The sequence below is a fragment of the Acrocarpospora catenulata genome (assembly GCF_018476525.1).
GTDB lineage: Bacteria > Actinomycetota > Actinomycetes > Streptosporangiales > Streptosporangiaceae > Acrocarpospora > Acrocarpospora catenulata.
Window position 1 is genome coordinate 428,606 of sequence record NZ_JAHCST010000001.1, and the last position, 14,304, is coordinate 442,909.

The following is a 14,304-nucleotide window of genomic DNA, read 5'->3' on the forward strand; positions in this document are numbered from 1 at the left end:
TGGCACGGTGAGGGACATGACGTTGATCGAAGCGCCGGTCCGGCACCGGGCCGCTCCCTCGCTCCCGCGCCTGCGGCCACGTCCACTCCTGGCGGCGATCGGCGCCGGCGGGATCGCGGTGCCGGCCCTGTGGTGGTGGAACACCACCTCGGTCGCCGGGCTCGGCGGGTGGCTCACCGCCGCGGGCCGGATCTGCGGGCTGCTGGGCGGGTACGGCATCGCCGTGCTGCTCGCCCTCATGGCCCGGGTTCCCGCCCTCGAACGCGGCGTCGGCACCGACCGGCTCACCCGCTGGCACGCCCGGGGCGGCCGGTACACGGTCTGGCTGCTGATCGCGCACACGCTGCTGATCATCTGGGGGTACGCGGTCACCGAGAACACCGGCGTGGTCGACGAGACCGTGACCATGGTGCTCACCTTCCCTGACGTGCTGAAGGCCACCGTCGCCCTGTTCCTGCTGGTCGGCGTCGGCCTCATCTCGATCCGGGCGGCCCGTCGCAGGCTCCGCTACGAGACCTGGTTCCACCTGCACTTCTACACCTATCTGGCCGCCTGGCTGGCCTTCGGGCACCAGATCGCCACGGGGGCCGAGTTCGTCGGCCGGCGCTGGGTGCAGGCCCTCTGGCTGGCGCTGTATCTGGGGGTGGCCGGGCTGCTGGTCTGGTATCGGTTCCTGGGGCCCGTGATCTTCTCGGTACGGCACCGCCTCCGGGTCGAGCGGGTGGTGCCCGAGGCGCCCGGGGTGGTGTCCGTGCACGTCTCCGGGCGCGGTCTCCACCGGATGCGCGACGAACCGGGGCAGTTCTTCCGGTGGCGGTTCCTCACCAGGGAGCTGTGGTGGTCGGCCAACCCGTACTCCCTGTCGGCGCCCGCCCAGCCGGACATGCTGCGCATCACGGTCAAGGCGCTCGGCGACCACAGCGCGGCCCTGGCCTCCCTCCGGCCGGGGACCCGGGTCATCGCCGAGGGTCCGTACGGGGCGTTCACGGCGGGGCTGCGGCGGCGGGGGAGGACCCTGCTGATCGCGGGCGGGGTGGGGATCACGCCGCTGCGCACCCTGTTCGAGACCCTGTCCGGCGAGGTGACGCTGCTCTACCGGGCGCGCACGCCGCAGGATCTGGTGTTCCGCGAGGAACTGGAGGAGATCGCCGCCCGGCGCGGCGCCCAGCTGCGGTACTCGGTCGGCTCGCGCGCCGAGGTCGGGCAGCCGTTCACCGCCGCGACCCTGCGCGACCTGGTCCCCGAACTGGCGGAACACGACGTCTACCTGTGCGGGCCGCCGGAGATGACCGCCGCGGCGAGGTCGGCCCTGCGCGAGGCGGGAGTGCCCGCCCGCCAGATCCACCACGAGTCGTTCGAGTTCTGAGGAGGTCGTCATGCGCCGAGCCCTGCTCGCCGTCGTCGTCACCGTGCTGGGGCTGGTTCTGCTGCTGTCCTTCAAACCGCACGAGGTGTCACCGGCCGCGCTCAGACCCGCCGCCACCAGCGGAACCGACCAGGCGGTCGATGCCCAGAGAGCCCAGGGGAGTGTCACGGGGGCCAGCGTGGACACCCGCTGGGGCCCGGTCCAGGTCGCCATCACCGTCAGCGGCGGCCGGATCAGCGCGGTCGACGTGATCCAGGCCCCCGACGGTAACCACCGGGACATCGAGATCAACCAGCGCGCCCTGCCGATCCTCATCCAGGAGACGCTGGACGCGCAGAGCGCCCAGATCGACATGGTCTCGGGGGCGACCTACACCAGCGAGGGCTACCTCGGCTCGCTGCAGAGCGCGATCGACCAGGCGGGCCTGTGATGCGGCACGCCGAACCCGTGATGGGCACGGTCTTCTCCTTCGACGTCCGCCACGGCGAGCAGGCCCGCCCCGCGGTGGCCTCGGCGGTGGCGCTGCTGCACCGGATCGACGCCGTCTTCTCCACCTACCGGCCGGACAGCGCCATCAGCAGGCTGGACCGGGGCGAGATCACCCTGCGGGACTGCCCGCCCGAGGTGACCGAGGTGCTCGACCTGTGCGCCCGCGTGGAATCGGCCACCGACGGCTACTTCAGCGTCGTGCCGTCCCACCACCTCGACCCGTCCGCCCTGGTCAAGGGGTGGGCCGTGGACCGCGCGTGCGACCTGCTGCGCAACGCGGGCTGCGTACGGCACTGCGTCAACGGCGGCGGCGACGTCCGCCTCGGCGAGCCCCCGGAACCCGGCCGGCCCTGGCGGATCGGCATCGCCCACCCCCTCCGGCGCGGCGAACTCCTCTGCGTGGTCGAGGGCACCGAGCTGGCGGTCGCCACCTCGGGCACCGCGGAACGCGGCGACCACATCCTCGACCCGCACACCGGCCTGCCCGCCCGCGGCCTGGCCGCCATCACCCTGCTCGGCGCCGACCTGACCACCGTGGACGCCTACGCCACCGCCGCCTTCGCGATGGGCGCCGGCGCCCACGCCTGGGCGGAGCGGACCGGCGGCATCGAGGCCCTGGCCGTCACCGACACCGGCACGACCTGGCGGACCAGCGGCTTCGCCCATCACCTCAGGTGACGTCCAGCGTCTTGGTCACGATTTCGCGCTTGTCACCGCGCCCGGTCTGTCCCAGCGAATCCCCGATCAGGTAGGCCGAGCCGCCACAGCGACGCCCACTGATGCGCGGTCAGATCCTTGGGCAGCGTTCCGGGGGTTATCCGGTTGGCGCGCAGCCAGCGGCGCAGTTCCGGGCGGGCGATGTGGTTCGTGCGCGCCAGGATTTCGGGGAGGCCGTGTCCCCTGCCGGTGAAGACCCGTCTGACGAAGTGCTGGTACCGGTCGCGTTCCTCGACCAGCGGACTTGTGCGGCGGCTCATGGTGAGCAGGCCGCCGTCGACGGAGGGGAGCGGTCGGAACGACCGGGCCGGTACTCGTGCGTGCAACGTGAACTCGTACCACGGCCACCAGCTGGCGGTGAGCATGCTCGCGCCGCCGACGCCCGCCCGGCGGCGGGCGACCTCCCACTGCACCAGGAGGATCGCGGTGTGCCAGTGGTCGGCGGCCAGCAGACGCCGGAGCACCGACGTGGTCAGGTGGAAGGGGATGTTCCCGACGACCACGTGCGGCTGCCGGGGGTAGCGGTACCGCAGGATGTCCGTACGCAGGACGGTGACGTTGCCCGGGGCGCGACCGCTGAGGCGACTGGCCCGTTTCGGGTCGATCTCGATGGCGGTCAGCTCCCTGCCCTGACGGCTCAGCGGCAGGGTCAGGGCGCCGTCACCGGCCCCGATCTCCACGATCGGCCCGGCGGTCCGGGCGACGAGCGCGTTGATGTCGTCGATCACCGAGCGGTCGACGAGGAAATTCTGGCCGAGTTCATGACGGCCGCCCACAGAGGAATAGGACATGTGTGTGCTCCGCGAAAAACGGTTCGGAGCCGGGGCAGCACACAGCGCCGCGCCGGCGATGACCGGAGAGCGGCGGAGCCGATCAGCTGAGGAGAAACAGCTCGCCGCTACGCGCGGCGCAGCCTCATGAAGCACACACAGATCACCTCACGCATCATAGGCGGCCACCGTCGCCGTGCGCGAACAGGTTTCGGCCCAGAGCCTTCCGCTGCGGATCGCAAGATATGAAGGAGTTCTTACGTCCGCCCGCCAATTGGTGACCTTGGTGACATAGCGCTGTGTACTGGCCTTCGCGGGCCTCCTCGATCAGCTCGCGAATGGAGACACACGTCAATGCACCAGATGAAACATCACGCCATCCCGTCCAGGCGACCGAGGCCGGTCCGGCAGGGCAGGCTCGCGGTCGTGCTGGCCCTGGTGAGCGGAGTGGTCCTCGCACCGGCGGTGGCCCTCGGGGACGCCGGTCAACTGACCACGTCCCGCACCGCACAGGGATCCAGCCAGGCGAACCAGCCGACGGCCAAGGGAGCCAAACCGCCATCCCGCAAGCCCACGCCGACTCCCACTCCCACGGCGTCGGCGCCCCACCCGCCGACCAGCCTGTACGTGGCGTCCTCTCCCGAACTGCCGCCACAGTTCTGCGGTACGACCACGCCGCTCTCGCGCACCACCCAGCCGGTTTTCGGCGTCAGCAGCGGCGCCCCGGCCTACAACACCGATCGGCCGAACCTGCGGGCGGTTTTCGAGGTGTCACGCCCGACAGGGGAGCCGGTGCTCACCCAGAGCGTGCCCTTCGTCGGTTCGGTGGCGCGTTTCCAGGCGCCCGCCGGCGTGTTCACCGACGGCGCCTATCGGGTGCGGGCGCGCGCCGAGGACGGTGCGGCGGTGTCGGGATGGCTGACCTGGTGTGCCTTCACCGTCGACACCTCGAACGCGTCGTCCGGCCCCGGCGTTCCCGGCTCGCTGCGCATCTCCAGCGGCCCCTACGCCGGTTACCAGCACTGTGGCGCGGGCGGCGATCGGGTGGTGGGAACCGGTGACATGGTGAGCTTCGCCGCCTCCCCGACCCCCTCGGTGGTCGGCGTCACCTATCCGAACCTGAGCGCAACCTTCGAGATCGGCCATCCCGGCCAGGAGCCACTGATCCGGAAGACCGAACCCATCTGGCCCAGCGGCCTGGTGTTCAGCACCGCCGTCGTACCGGGAACGCTGACCCCGGGTTCCTACCAGTTCCGCGTCCGCGCCGAGGACGGAAACCTGACCTCGGCCTGGTCTCCCTGGTGCGCCTTCACCGTCACCGCCTAGCAGAGCGAGGCCGCCGGGGAACGCCCGGCGGCCCTGATGCAGGCGAACCGCGTCGCCGTTCAGGTCATTGCGGTGGCAGGACGCCGGCAATGTGCGGGGCCACGCCGGTGGCCACCACGACGAGCGCGGCCAACACGATCAGCACCGTGTTGCGTCGGCTCGTCTGCTTGCCGTTCGGCCGGTACGGGGTGGGATCCGAAGGTGGATTCACGGTCTCTCCTGTTGGGTGTCAGCGTGGGACGGCGATCGCCGCGGCGGTGGCGGTGAGGATCTGTTCGAGTTCGGCGCGGGTGGGCTGTGGCCAGGCATCGCCGGCGATCAGCAGGTTGTGCAGGGCGCCGGCGATGAGGAAGCCGATGGCGTTCTCGTCGACGTCCGGTGCGACGCGTCCCGACCGCTTCTCGGCGGCGAGGTAGCGGGACAGGACGCGGGGGAAGTCGCGCGGACCCAGGCCGGCGTCGTGGGCGGTGGCGGCGACCGACTCCTGTAGTGCCGCGTCGGTGAGCAGTTCCTGGGTGAGCGCGACCGCGGGCGAGTCCAGGAACACCCCGGCGAACCAGGTGAGATTGTCGCCCACGGTGGCGGTGCCGGCCCGCCCGACCAACTCCTCGCAGGCCGCCAGCAGCCGGCCGAGCTCGGTGCGGACGATCGCGGCCACCAGCTCGCGCCGGTCCGCGAAGATCTTGTACGGGAGGCCGACCGCGCACCCGGCCTCGGCGGCCAGCGCCCGCATGGTCAGCGCGGCCGCTCCCTCACGGGCGATCAACCGGCAGGCGTGCTCGATGAGCGTGGACCGCAGCTGCTGCGTGGTCTCCGCGCTGCGCTTAGCCGGTGACATCATCGCGCTCGACCAGACGTACTCCGGCGGCCAGGGCGACCGCGATGACCCCGAGCAGCACCGCGGCGGCGCCCGCGGGCAGCAGATGTTCGGCCGGTTGCCCGCGCAGGCTCAGCGACGCGATCCCCGGCAGCCGCCGGAAGACGTCCGGCGCCGCGGCGAACAGGGCGGGTTCCACCAGGACGGTCCAGGCCAGGGCGCCGACGAGGGCCGGCACCGGCTTGCGTACCACGGCCCCGATCGCCACGCCGAGAACCCCGAACAGCGCTGCCACCGCGACACAGCCCACCACGGTCAGCCATACCGCGGACCGGTCGAACGGCAGGGTGAGGCCCTTCGCCCGGTACCAGCCCCAGGCGGTCGCGGTCGCCGTCGCGGCGGCGGCCACCCCGTAGACCGCGCCGACGCCCAGGTAGATGATCGTCTTGACGGTGACCACCTGCCACCGGCGCGGGGCGCTCAGGAACACCTGGTTGACCTGCCCGAACCGCCACTCTCCCGCCATCCCGATGATCCCGGCCACCAGCACCAGGACCGAACCGGCGGCCGCGCCGTGCAGGGCAGTCCGCCGGCCAGCGCCATGATGGTCAGGTGGGTCCTGGCCGACTGGGCGGGGTGCGCGCCGGGCCCGTCGAGGACCGCGCCGACCTCGCGGCGGGGGTGCGTCAGCTCCCGGTACGGCCGCCCGTTGATCCACGCGGTGCCCGCCGAGGGCGTGACCAGCCCAAGCAGCATCCGCATCGTCGTCGTCTTTCCCGCTCCGTTGGCGCCGACGAAGCCGGTGATGGTGCCCGCCGGCACCTCGAACGTGACGTCATTGACGACCGTGCGCCGATCGAATGTCTTGGACAGGGAGCGGCAGGAGATGGCCCCCGGTCGTGAACTCATGTTCACGACGGTATCGTGAACGCGCGTTCACGACAAGGCGGTATGTTTCACGGCTGGTGGGGAGCCTCCAGATGCTGAAGCAGGGTCTCGGAGATGGCGCCGAGCGCGTCGATCTGCTCAGGGGTGAGCGAGTCCATCACGTACTGCCGTACAGCCAGCTCATAGTGGTGTTTGGCCTCGCAGGCCAGCTTGCGGCCGAGCGGGGTGAGGCGGATGACCGAGCCCCGGCTGTCCTCGGAGCAAGCCTCCCGTACGACTAGCCCACGCTGTTCCATCCGGCGGAGATGGTGTGACAGGCGGCTCTTCTCCCACTCCAGGCCGCAGCGCAGGGCCAGCGCCCGGACCGGCTCGCCCGGCCGCTCGTTGATCGCGACCAGTACCTCGAAGTCGGCCTCTGACAGGCCGGTGGCGCGGGCGAGTTCCCGGCCGAGTACGCCGTTCAGCCGGGCGCGCATGCGCTGGTAGCTCGCCCAGGCGGCGGCCTGGCGCTCGGTGAGGTCGGATGCGTACATGGATCCAGGCTAGTTGATACGTCAACCTTGATGGGTATAGTGGTTGACGTGTCAACCAACAACCCTCTGATGAACCGTCCGGTACGGCGCCCCGAGGTGCTCGCGAAGCGCCGGCCGGGCATCGACTACGACGGCCTTCCCAGCTCCCTCGCCGAGACGGCGATCGAGCCGGGCGATCCCGGTTACCCCCGCGTCCGATCGAACTACCTGCGCGGCGGCGCTCCCGGCCTGGTGCTGCTGCCGCGCGACGTCCCCGAGGTCGTGGACGCGCTGTCCTTCGCGCGCCGCCACCCCCACCTGCCCCTCGGCATCAGAAGCGGCGGCCACGGCGTCAGCGGCCGTTCCACCAACGACGGCGGGCTCGTCATCGACCTGCGCCGCCTGAACACCGTCGAGGTGCTCGACCGGGAGACCCGGCTGGTCCGGATCGGCCCCGGCGCACGCTGGAAGGAGGTGGCCGCCGCCCTGCGGCCGTACGGATGGGCATTGGGCTCCGGAGACTACGGCGGCGTCGGGGTCGGCGGGCTCGCCACCGCGGGCGGGATCGGGTTCCTGTCCCGCAGGCACGGCCTGACCATCGACCACCTCCGGGCCGTGGAACTGGTGCTGGCCGACGGCTCGATCGTCCGGGCCGGCCAGGACGAGCACCCCGACCTGTTCTGGGCGGTACGCGGCGCGGGCGCCAACTTCGGGATCGTCACCTCGTTCGAGTTCCAGGTGGACGAGGTGACCGACGTCGGCTGGGCGCAGCTCGCGCTCGACGCCGCCGACCCCGCAGGGTTCCTGCTGCGCTTCGGCGAGGCCGCCGCGAACGCCCCGCGCGAGACCACCGCGTTCCTCCTCATGGGCCCGCCACGGCGCGGCCGCCCGGCCGTGGCGCAGGTGATGGCGATGGTCGCCTCCGCCGACCCCGACGTGGTGGTCGAGCAGTTGCGGCCGTTCGCCGCCATTTCCGCCCTCTACCAGCAGCAGGTGGTCATCGCCCCGTACGCCGACGTGATCGACAACGCGCCGGACGACGACCACCACGGCCAGGGCGAGCCGGTCTCACGGTCGGCGTTCGTCCGCGAGATCACGCCCGCCTTCGCGGCGGCGGCCGAGCGGCTGCTGCGCAGCGGCGTCGTCTACTTCTTCCAGCTCCGCTCGGTCGGTGGCGCCGTCGCCGACGTGGCCCCCGACGCCACCGCCTACCCCCACCGCGAGGCCGGTTTCCAGCTCACCGCGATGGGCATCGATGCCAAGCGGATGGATCGGCTGTGGGACGAGGTCCGCGAGCACTTCGACGGGCTCTACCTCAGCTTCGAGACCGATACGCGGCCGCAGCGGCTCGCCGACGCCTTCCCGCCGCCGACGCTCGACCGGCTGCGCGAGCTCAAGCGCCGTTACGACCCGGACAACGTCTTCCGCGACAACTTCAACATCGATCCACGAACCGATACATCTTTCAGGGACATCGCATGAGTGACTACGGACACGACCTGCTGTTCGGCACGTTCGTCACGCCCACCGCCCAGCCCGTCCGGCACGCCGTCGACCAGGCGAAGGCGGCCGAGCGCGCGGGGCTGGACCTGGTGACCTTCCAGGACCATCCCTACCAGCCGTCCTTCCACGACACCTGGACCCTGATGTCGTACGTCGCCGCGCAGACCGAACGCATCCACCTCAGCGGCAACGTGCTCAACCTGCCGCTGCGGCAGCCCGCCGTGCTGGCCCGCAGCGCCGCGAGCCTCGACCTGCTCAGCGGGGGCCGGATCGAGCTCGGCATCGGCGCCGGCGGCTTCTGGGACGCCATCGAGGCCATGGGCGGCCGCCGCCTCAGCCCCGGACAGGCTGTGGGCGCGCTGGAGGAGGCCATCACGATCATGCGCGAGATCTGGGCCGCCGACGCTCGTGGCGGCGTCCGGGTGGACGGCGAGTTCTACAAGGTCAGGGGCGCCAAGCGCGGTCCGGCGCCCGCGCACGACATCGGCATCTGGGTCGGCGCCTACAAGCCGAAGATGCTGGGGCTCACCGGCCGCGCCGCCGACGGGTGGCTCCCGTCGTTGCCGTACCTGCCCGGCGGGCCGGCCGACCTGACCGAGATGAACAAGCACATCGACGAGGCCGCCGCCTCCGCCGGACGCGACCCGAGGGCGGTCCGCCGGCTCCTCAACATCAACGGGGAGTTCACCCGCGCCAGCCGGGGGATGCTCCAGGGCCCGCCGGAACAGTGGGCCGAGGAACTCGCCGGGCTGACCCTCGACTACGGCACCAGCGGTTTCCTCCTCATGTCCGACCACCCGGCCACCACCGAGATCTTCGCCGCCGAGGTCGCCCCCGCCACCCGCGAACTGGTCGCCGAGGCCCGCGGCTAGCCGGTCCGGCGCGGTCGCCCGCGCCGGACCCTGGGTCGGTCAGGCCGTCAGCGCGCAGGTGTTCTCCAGGTCGCCCGTCGCGGGACGGGGGAGTGTCGCGTTCGGCGGCGGCGGGGTGCCCGTGCTCAGCCACGACTCCAGGGCGGTGAAGGCGCTGCGGAAGCAGGGCAGCAGTGGGCGGATGCGGTCGGGGTAGGCCGGGTAGAGGCCGTCGACGTGGTTGCCGCCCTCGAAGCGGTAGTAGCGGAACAGGCGGTCGCGGTGCCTGTCGCCGATCATCGCGGCGTAGGCGTCGGAGACCACGCCGATCGGCAGCAGGGTGTCCAGGGTGCCGTGGACCGTGATCAGCGGGCGTTTGATCTTTCCGGTGAGGCCGATCCTGGCGACGGCCTGCCGTACGGCGGCGGGACGGGAGGCGTAGTCGTAGTCGGTGTCGCAGGCGGGGGTGCCGGAGGCGCAGAACGGCGTGCCGGCCTCCAGGTCGCCGTCGTAGGTGGGGTCGAACTCCTCACGGTAGACGCGCTGGGTGAGGTCCCAGTAGTAGCTGTAGTGGAACGGCCACAGGAAGGACGTCTCGGCCGAGAAACCGGCCGCGGCCATCCCCGCGGTGTCGCCCGCCGGGTACGCGCGGAGCGCGCGCGGCAGGAACGTCAGCAGGTTGGGCCCGTCGGCCGTCCAGAGCACGCCCTCCCAGTCGACGCCGCCGTCGAACAGGTCGGGACGGTTCTCCAGCTGCCAGCGGACCAGGTAGCCGCCGTTGGACTGCCCGGCGGCGATCGTGGTGCGGGCCGGCTTGCCGTACCGCTGCCGGACGACCGCCTTGGCGGCCACGGCGAGCTGGCTGACCCGGTGGTTCCACTCGGCGACCGCGTCGCCGGGGCGGGTGCCGTCGCGGTAGAAGGTCACGCCGGTGTTGCCCTTGTCGGTCGCGGCGTAGGCGTAGCCGCGGGCCAGCGCCCAGTCGGAGATGGTGAAGTCGTTGGCGTAGGTCTCCCGGTTGCCGGGGGACCCGGCCACGACCAGGCCGCCGTTCCACTGCCGGGGCAGCCGGATGACGAACTGGGAGTCGTGGTTCCAGCCGTGGTTGGTGTTGCCCGTCGAGGTGTCGGGGAAGTAGCCGTCGATCTGGATCCCAGGCACGCCGGACGGGTTGACCGCCCCGGCGGAGTTCAGCCCGGACCAGTCGCTCTGGTCGGTGTGGCCGGTGACCAGGGTGCCCGCGGTGGTGAGGTCGTCCAGGCAGGCGATCACCTGCCGTTCCGCGCCGGGCACGGTCACCGAAGGGCACGGGGACGCATCGGCGGAGGCCGGGGCGGCGATCGTGACGGCGGCCAGGGCGACCGCCGTGAGGGCACGCGGGAAACGGGTCATCAGGCCTCCTTCGGAGCGGACAGGACGGCCTCGGCGTCGCCCGACGTGGGGGCGACCGCGGCCAGGTCGCGCTGGCGGGTCTCCTTGGCGGCGAACACCGCCACCATCGTGAGCAGCGCGGCCGCGGCCACGTAGAGGGAGATCGGCAGGCTGCCGCCGTACGCGTCGAGCAGCGCCACCGCGATGAGCGGGGCCAGCGCGCCCGCCACGATCGAGGCGAGCTGGTAGCCGACGGACACGCCGGAGTAGCGCATCCGGGTGCCGAACAGTTCGGAGAAGAACGCCGCCTGCGGGCCGTACATGGCGCCGTGGAAGAGCAATCCGACGGTCACCGCCAGCGTGGTCAGCGCGAACGAGGTGGTGTCGATCAGCGGGAAGAAGGCGAACGCCCAGACGCCGATTCCGGCCGCGCCGATCAGGTACACGGGGCGGCGACCGAGCCGGTCGGAGAGGGCGCCCCACAGCGGGATCGTGACGAAGTGCACGGCGGAGCCGATGAGCACCGCGTTGAGCACGGTGCCCCTGGGCAGCCCCACCGTGGTCGTCCCGTACACCAGGACGAACGCGGTGATCACGTAGTAGGAGATGTTCTCGGCGAGGCGGGCGCCGATCGCGACCAGCACGTCGCGCCAGTGGTGGCGGAACACGTCGAGGATGGGGGCCTTCGGCGCGGTCTCCACGTTGGCCACCGCCTGCTGGAACAGCGGCGACTCGGCCACGCTGAGCCGCACCCACAGGCCGATCAGCACGAGCACGCCGGACAGCAGGAAGGCGATCCGCCAGCCCCAGGCGAGGAAGGCGTCCTCCGGCTGGACCGCGGCCAGCAGCGCCAGCACACCGGTGGCCAGCAGGTTGCCGCCGGGGGCGCCGGCCTGCGGCCAGGAGGCCCAGAAGCCGCGGCGGCGCGGGTCCCCGTGCTCGGAGACCAGCAGCACCGCGCCGCCCCACTCGCCGCCCAACGCGAAGCCCTGCACCAGGCGTAACAGCGTGAGCAGCAGCGGCGCGGCGGCGCCGAGCACCGCGTACGACGGCAGCAGGCCGATCAGGAAGGTGGCGCCGCCCATCATGAGCAGGCTGATCACCAGCAGGCGCTTGCGGCCGAGCCGGTCGCCGTAGTGACCGAACACCAGGCCGCCCAGGGGCCGGGCGACGAAGCCGATCGCATAGGTGAGGAAGGCGAGCAGGGTGCCGGTGAGCTCGTCCTCGGTGGGGAAGAACAACTTGTTGAAGACCAGGGCGGCCGCGGAGCCGTAAAGGAAGAAGTCGTACCACTCGATCGTGGTGCCGACCAGGCTGGCCGCGATGACCTTCCTGATCCGGCTGGGTGAGGCTGTGGCCATGGGAACTCCTCACATGGGGGGGTTCCGCAACGTTATGCGTGTGCCTTCGTGACTCCTATGTGTCAACTCAACACACCTCGGGATTGCGACGTGTGAGCTGGTGAACCCCGGCGTTGAAGATCACCTGGATGGCCGTCTGATCGCCAGGATGGGCGGTACGCGGGCGGGGGTGAATCCCGGTTGTCGTCAGGATTTCCCGCTCCCTTGTTCGGGGCGTGAAGCGTTTGCGAGCCTGCCGGTGTCGGGCCAACGGAAACGCTCCGAGAAAGGGTCGTCCATGGGTGTTCAGCTATTCTCGCGCCTCGGTGCCGAGCGCCGCGGGCATCGGTTCGTGATCGTAATTCTGATCATCGTGATGATCGTTGAAGCCGTCCTGCTCAGCCTGTTCATCACGCGCGGAACCGATCCCATTGTGCTGGTCGAGGCGACGCTGGCGGTGTTCGTGGCCGTGCTCGACCGGCTCTCTCCCGCCAGGCATTTCCCGCTCGAATAGTCCAACGGGGATGCGGGGGCCGCGGCCGCCGTGGAAACACGGCGGCCGCGCACCATCGTCGATATAGTCGCGGTGTGCTCACGATGGGGGTGGAGGAGGAGTTCTTCATCGTCGATCCGGCGACCGGAAATCTCGCCGCCGACGGGCTCCCGAATATGGCGGAACTGCTCGCCGGGAACGGGCAGAGTTTCGCCGCCGAATTCCAGGTGGCCACCGTCGAGAGCCGGACCGGGGTGTGCGGCTCCCTCGGCCAGGTCCGCGCCGAACTCCTGGCGCTGCGGGGCACGCTGGTCCGGGCCGCCGCCGACGCCGGGCTCGCGGTGGCCGCCGCGGGCCTGCTGCCGACCGCTGACTGGCGGACCGCCAGGATCGTCCGCAAACCCCGCTACGACCAGTGCCTCGACCAGTACCGGGACGTGGTCCGGCGGCGGATCACCTGCGGCTGCCACGTGCACGTCGGCGTGCCGGACCGGGAACTGGCCGTTCAGGTGCTCAACCGCGTCCAGCCGTGGCTGCCGGTGTTCCTGGCCCTGTCCGCCAGTTCCCCGTTCTACGAGGGCGCCGACACCGGCTACCACGCGTTCCGGAGCATGCTCTGGGGCGGCTTCCCCGCGGCCGGCCCGCCGCCGGTCTGCGCCTCCCACCGGGAGTACCGGGAGCAGATCCGGCTGCTGCTGGACAGCGGCGCGATCGTGGACGAGGGCAACCTCTACTGGGACGCCCGGCTGGGCCTGCGCCACGACACCGTCGAGTTCCGCGTCGCGGACGCGTGCAGCACCGTCGACGAGACCGTGCTGCAGGCCGGGCTGGCCCGCGCCCTGGTGCTGACCTGCGTGAACGACATCCAGAGCGAGCGGCGGCCGCCCTCGGTGCCGCCCGCACTGCTGCGGGCGGCGATGTGGCGGGCCGGCCGTTCCGGGCTGGACGGCGACCTCATCGACGCCGTCACCGGCGAGCGCCTGCCCGCCGCGCGCCTGCTGCGCCGGCTGGTCGACCACGTCCGGGAGGCGCTGAAGGACCTCGGCGACTGGGCGGAGGTGACCGACCTGCTCGACCTCGCGCAGCGGGCCGGGACCTCTTCGCGGCGGCAGTTGGAGACCTTCGCCGCGACCGGCCGGATGACCGACGTGGTGGACGTGACGATTCTCGGCCGCTCTTGAGACAAGCCGCTTCCGCGGCGGCTGCAAACCGGCATTGGGGCCGGTCATAATCGCGTGTGCTTTTCGGCCCAGGCATTGAATGTTATGTTTCGTGCACGTCTGCCGGGAGTCCGAGGCCGTGGTCGGAAAAAGCGCGCAGTCCTGCCTGCTCTGTCCATCAGAAGGCCCCTCCTGTCCCCGATGTGATGCGTTTCACCGGCTGCCCAAGAACCGTTTGTTACAGGCGTTCCTCACATTCGTCATCGGCGTGCCACACCCCGGCCAGCGGCCCATTGTCCGTAAAACTCCGCTGTTCTGCCTGACCGGCAGCGCGGCGCTCCTTTTCGGTTCGGTCGCGGTCACCGCCACCACGGTGCTGTATTTTCCGTTCGGTACGGCTGTCGCCGCCATTTCGATGATCGTCACCGCGGGCACGTTGCGGGCGTTCCATAATTTCCTGCTCCACCACGCCAGCCACGGCGATTTCGGCGCCCGGAGCGCGCTCGTCGGCGCACTGGCCGGAATCGTCGCGCTGACCCAGCCGTACCAGGCGTACCGGCGGGACCACCTGGTCCACCACGCCGGCCTCACCTCCGACGACGATCCGGACCAGCAGGCCCTGCTCGCCCTCGGGTTCCGCCCGGGGCTGCCCCGGGCGGCGTACCCGGGGGTGCTGCGGCGGGCGCTGCTGTCGCCCCCGG

At 71.3% G+C, this 14,304-nt stretch carries 17 protein-coding genes; 9 read left to right on the forward strand and 8 right to left on the reverse strand.

The genetic code is table 11. The features are described from left to right. Nucleotides 1–16 precede the first annotated feature (16 nt). Genes KIP79_RS01940 through KIP79_RS01950 form a run of 3 tightly spaced genes read left to right on the forward strand, consistent with a single transcriptional unit; the run spans nucleotide 17 to nucleotide 2,533 of the window. Nucleotides 17–1,366 (forward strand): ferredoxin reductase family protein, encoded by a 1,350-nt coding sequence (locus tag KIP79_RS01940; RefSeq protein ID WP_214102897.1) that lies wholly within the window; start codon nucleotides 17–19, stop codon nucleotides 1,364–1,366. Nucleotides 1,367–1,376: 10 nt separating this feature from the next. Then, complete coding sequence (locus KIP79_RS01945; protein ID WP_214102898.1) at nucleotides 1,377–1,796, forward strand: FMN-binding protein; 420 nt, start codon at nucleotides 1,377–1,379, stop codon at nucleotides 1,794–1,796. Then, complete coding sequence (locus KIP79_RS01950) at nucleotides 1,796–2,533, forward strand: FAD:protein FMN transferase (protein WP_214102899.1); 738 nt, start codon at nucleotides 1,796–1,798, stop codon at nucleotides 2,531–2,533. Before KIP79_RS01945 ends, KIP79_RS01950 begins: the two co-directional genes overlap by 1 nt. Nucleotides 2,534–2,565: 32 nt before the next feature. Here the strand turns inward: KIP79_RS01950 and erm are convergent, their stop codons facing one another. Beyond that, nucleotides 2,566–3,363 carry a 23S ribosomal RNA methyltransferase Erm gene (gene erm / locus KIP79_RS01955; protein ID WP_214102900.1) on the reverse strand — a complete coding sequence of 266 codons (798 nt, stop codon included), beginning with the start codon at nucleotides 3,361–3,363 and terminating at the stop codon, nucleotides 2,566–2,568. 333 nt (nucleotides 3,364–3,696) lie between these two features. Between erm and KIP79_RS01960 the strand changes: the two genes are divergently transcribed. Beyond that, entirely contained in the window at nucleotides 3,697–4,668 is a 972-nt protein-coding gene (locus KIP79_RS01960) for a hypothetical protein (RefSeq protein WP_214102901.1), read from the forward strand. 64 nt (nucleotides 4,669–4,732) lie between these two features. Here the strand turns inward: KIP79_RS01960 and KIP79_RS01965 are convergent, their stop codons facing one another. From KIP79_RS01965 to KIP79_RS01985, 5 genes are read right to left on the reverse strand one after another with little or no spacing between them, the layout of a single operon-like run. Then, nucleotides 4,733–4,879 carry a hypothetical protein gene (locus tag KIP79_RS01965; protein WP_214102902.1) on the reverse strand — a complete coding sequence of 49 codons (147 nt, stop codon included), beginning with the start codon at nucleotides 4,877–4,879 and terminating at the stop codon, nucleotides 4,733–4,735. Nucleotides 4,880–4,897: 18 nt separating this feature from the next. Next, nucleotides 4,898–5,509 carry a TetR/AcrR family transcriptional regulator gene (locus KIP79_RS01970; RefSeq protein ID WP_214102903.1) on the reverse strand — a complete coding sequence of 204 codons (612 nt, stop codon included), beginning with the start codon at nucleotides 5,507–5,509 and terminating at the stop codon, nucleotides 4,898–4,900. After that, on the reverse strand, nucleotides 5,493–6,029 hold the full coding sequence (locus KIP79_RS01975) for a hypothetical protein (RefSeq protein ID WP_214102904.1): 537 nt from the start codon (nucleotides 6,027–6,029) through the stop codon (nucleotides 5,493–5,495). Before KIP79_RS01975 ends, KIP79_RS01970 begins: the two co-directional genes overlap by 17 nt. After that, on the reverse strand, nucleotides 5,966–6,394 hold the full coding sequence (locus KIP79_RS01980) for an ATP-binding cassette domain-containing protein (protein WP_214102905.1): 429 nt from the start codon (nucleotides 6,392–6,394) through the stop codon (nucleotides 5,966–5,968). The genes KIP79_RS01975 and KIP79_RS01980 overlap by 64 nt, the downstream gene beginning before the upstream one ends. Before the next feature lie 47 nt (nucleotides 6,395–6,441). Next, a complete protein-coding gene (locus tag KIP79_RS01985) occupies nucleotides 6,442–6,906 on the reverse strand; it encodes a MarR family winged helix-turn-helix transcriptional regulator (RefSeq protein ID WP_214102906.1) in 465 nt (154 codons plus the stop codon). Nucleotides 6,907–6,954: 48 nt separating this feature from the next. On the opposite strand from KIP79_RS01985, the gene KIP79_RS01990 reads away from it, so the two are divergent. Together KIP79_RS01990 and KIP79_RS01995 are read left to right on the forward strand one after the other, a co-directional pair. Further along, a complete protein-coding gene (locus KIP79_RS01990; RefSeq protein ID WP_308169517.1) occupies nucleotides 6,955–8,367 on the forward strand; it encodes an FAD-binding oxidoreductase in 1,413 nt (470 codons plus the stop codon). After that, a complete protein-coding gene (locus KIP79_RS01995; RefSeq protein ID WP_214102907.1) occupies nucleotides 8,364–9,260 on the forward strand; it encodes an LLM class flavin-dependent oxidoreductase in 897 nt (298 codons plus the stop codon). Before KIP79_RS01990 ends, KIP79_RS01995 begins: the two co-directional genes overlap by 4 nt. Nucleotides 9,261–9,299: 39 nt before the next feature. On the opposite strand, the gene KIP79_RS02000 is transcribed toward KIP79_RS01995, so the two are convergent. Further along, nucleotides 9,300–10,631: a 3-hydroxybutyrate oligomer hydrolase family protein gene (locus KIP79_RS02000; RefSeq protein WP_214102908.1), complete on the reverse strand. Its 1,332-nt coding sequence runs from the start codon at nucleotides 10,629–10,631 to the stop codon at nucleotides 9,300–9,302. Then, nucleotides 10,631–11,971, reverse strand: coding sequence for an MFS transporter (locus KIP79_RS02005; protein WP_214102909.1), 1,341 nt, complete (start codon nucleotides 11,969–11,971; stop codon nucleotides 10,631–10,633). The genes KIP79_RS02000 and KIP79_RS02005 overlap by 1 nt, the downstream gene beginning before the upstream one ends. 100 nt (nucleotides 11,972–12,071) lie before the next feature. Here KIP79_RS02005 and KIP79_RS02010 point away from each other — a divergent pair, with 100 nt between their 5' ends. The 3 genes from KIP79_RS02010 to KIP79_RS02020 all read left to right on the forward strand — a co-directional run. Next, nucleotides 12,072–12,464, forward strand: a complete 393-nt coding sequence (locus tag KIP79_RS02010) for a hypothetical protein (RefSeq protein WP_214102910.1) — start codon at nucleotides 12,072–12,074, stop codon at nucleotides 12,462–12,464. A gap of 83 nt (nucleotides 12,465–12,547) precedes the next feature. Further along, entirely contained in the window at nucleotides 12,548–13,624 is a 1,077-nt protein-coding gene (locus tag KIP79_RS02015; protein ID WP_250212567.1) for a carboxylate-amine ligase, read from the forward strand. A gap of 247 nt (nucleotides 13,625–13,871) precedes the next feature. Continuing rightward, nucleotides 13,872–14,304: fatty acid desaturase (locus KIP79_RS02020; protein WP_214102912.1), on the forward strand; the 433-nt coding region annotated here is incomplete at its 3' end.

Excerpts from the sequence above, each read along its gene's own strand:
- KIP79_RS01940 (WP_214102897.1), top strand. The coding sequence starts at position 17 with ATGACGTTGATCGAAGCGCCGGTCCGGCACCGGGCCGCTCCCTCGCTC.
- KIP79_RS01945 (WP_214102898.1), top strand. The coding sequence starts at position 1,377 with ATGCGCCGAGCCCTGCTCGCCGTCGTCGTCACCGTGCTGGGGCTGGTT.
- KIP79_RS01950 (WP_214102899.1), top strand. The coding sequence starts at position 1,796 with ATGCGGCACGCCGAACCCGTGATGGGCACGGTCTTCTCCTTCGACGTC.
- erm (WP_214102900.1), bottom strand. The coding sequence starts at position 3,363 with ATGTCCTATTCCTCTGTGGGCGGCCGTCATGAACTCGGCCAGAATTTC.
- KIP79_RS01960 (WP_214102901.1), top strand. The coding sequence starts at position 3,697 with ATGCACCAGATGAAACATCACGCCATCCCGTCCAGGCGACCGAGGCCG.
- KIP79_RS01970 (WP_214102903.1), bottom strand. The coding sequence starts at position 5,509 with ATGATGTCACCGGCTAAGCGCAGCGCGGAGACCACGCAGCAGCTGCGG.
- KIP79_RS01980 (WP_214102905.1), bottom strand. The coding sequence starts at position 6,394 with ATGAGTTCACGACCGGGGGCCATCTCCTGCCGCTCCCTGTCCAAGACA.
- KIP79_RS01985 (WP_214102906.1), bottom strand. The coding sequence starts at position 6,906 with ATGTACGCATCCGACCTCACCGAGCGCCAGGCCGCCGCCTGGGCGAGC.
- KIP79_RS01995 (WP_214102907.1), top strand. The coding sequence starts at position 8,364 with ATGAGTGACTACGGACACGACCTGCTGTTCGGCACGTTCGTCACGCCC.
- KIP79_RS02000 (WP_214102908.1), bottom strand. The coding sequence starts at position 10,631 with ATGACCCGTTTCCCGCGTGCCCTCACGGCGGTCGCCCTGGCCGCCGTC.
- KIP79_RS02005 (WP_214102909.1), bottom strand. The coding sequence starts at position 11,971 with ATGGCCACAGCCTCACCCAGCCGGATCAGGAAGGTCATCGCGGCCAGC.
- KIP79_RS02015 (WP_250212567.1), top strand. The coding sequence starts at position 12,548 with ATGGGGGTGGAGGAGGAGTTCTTCATCGTCGATCCGGCGACCGGAAAT.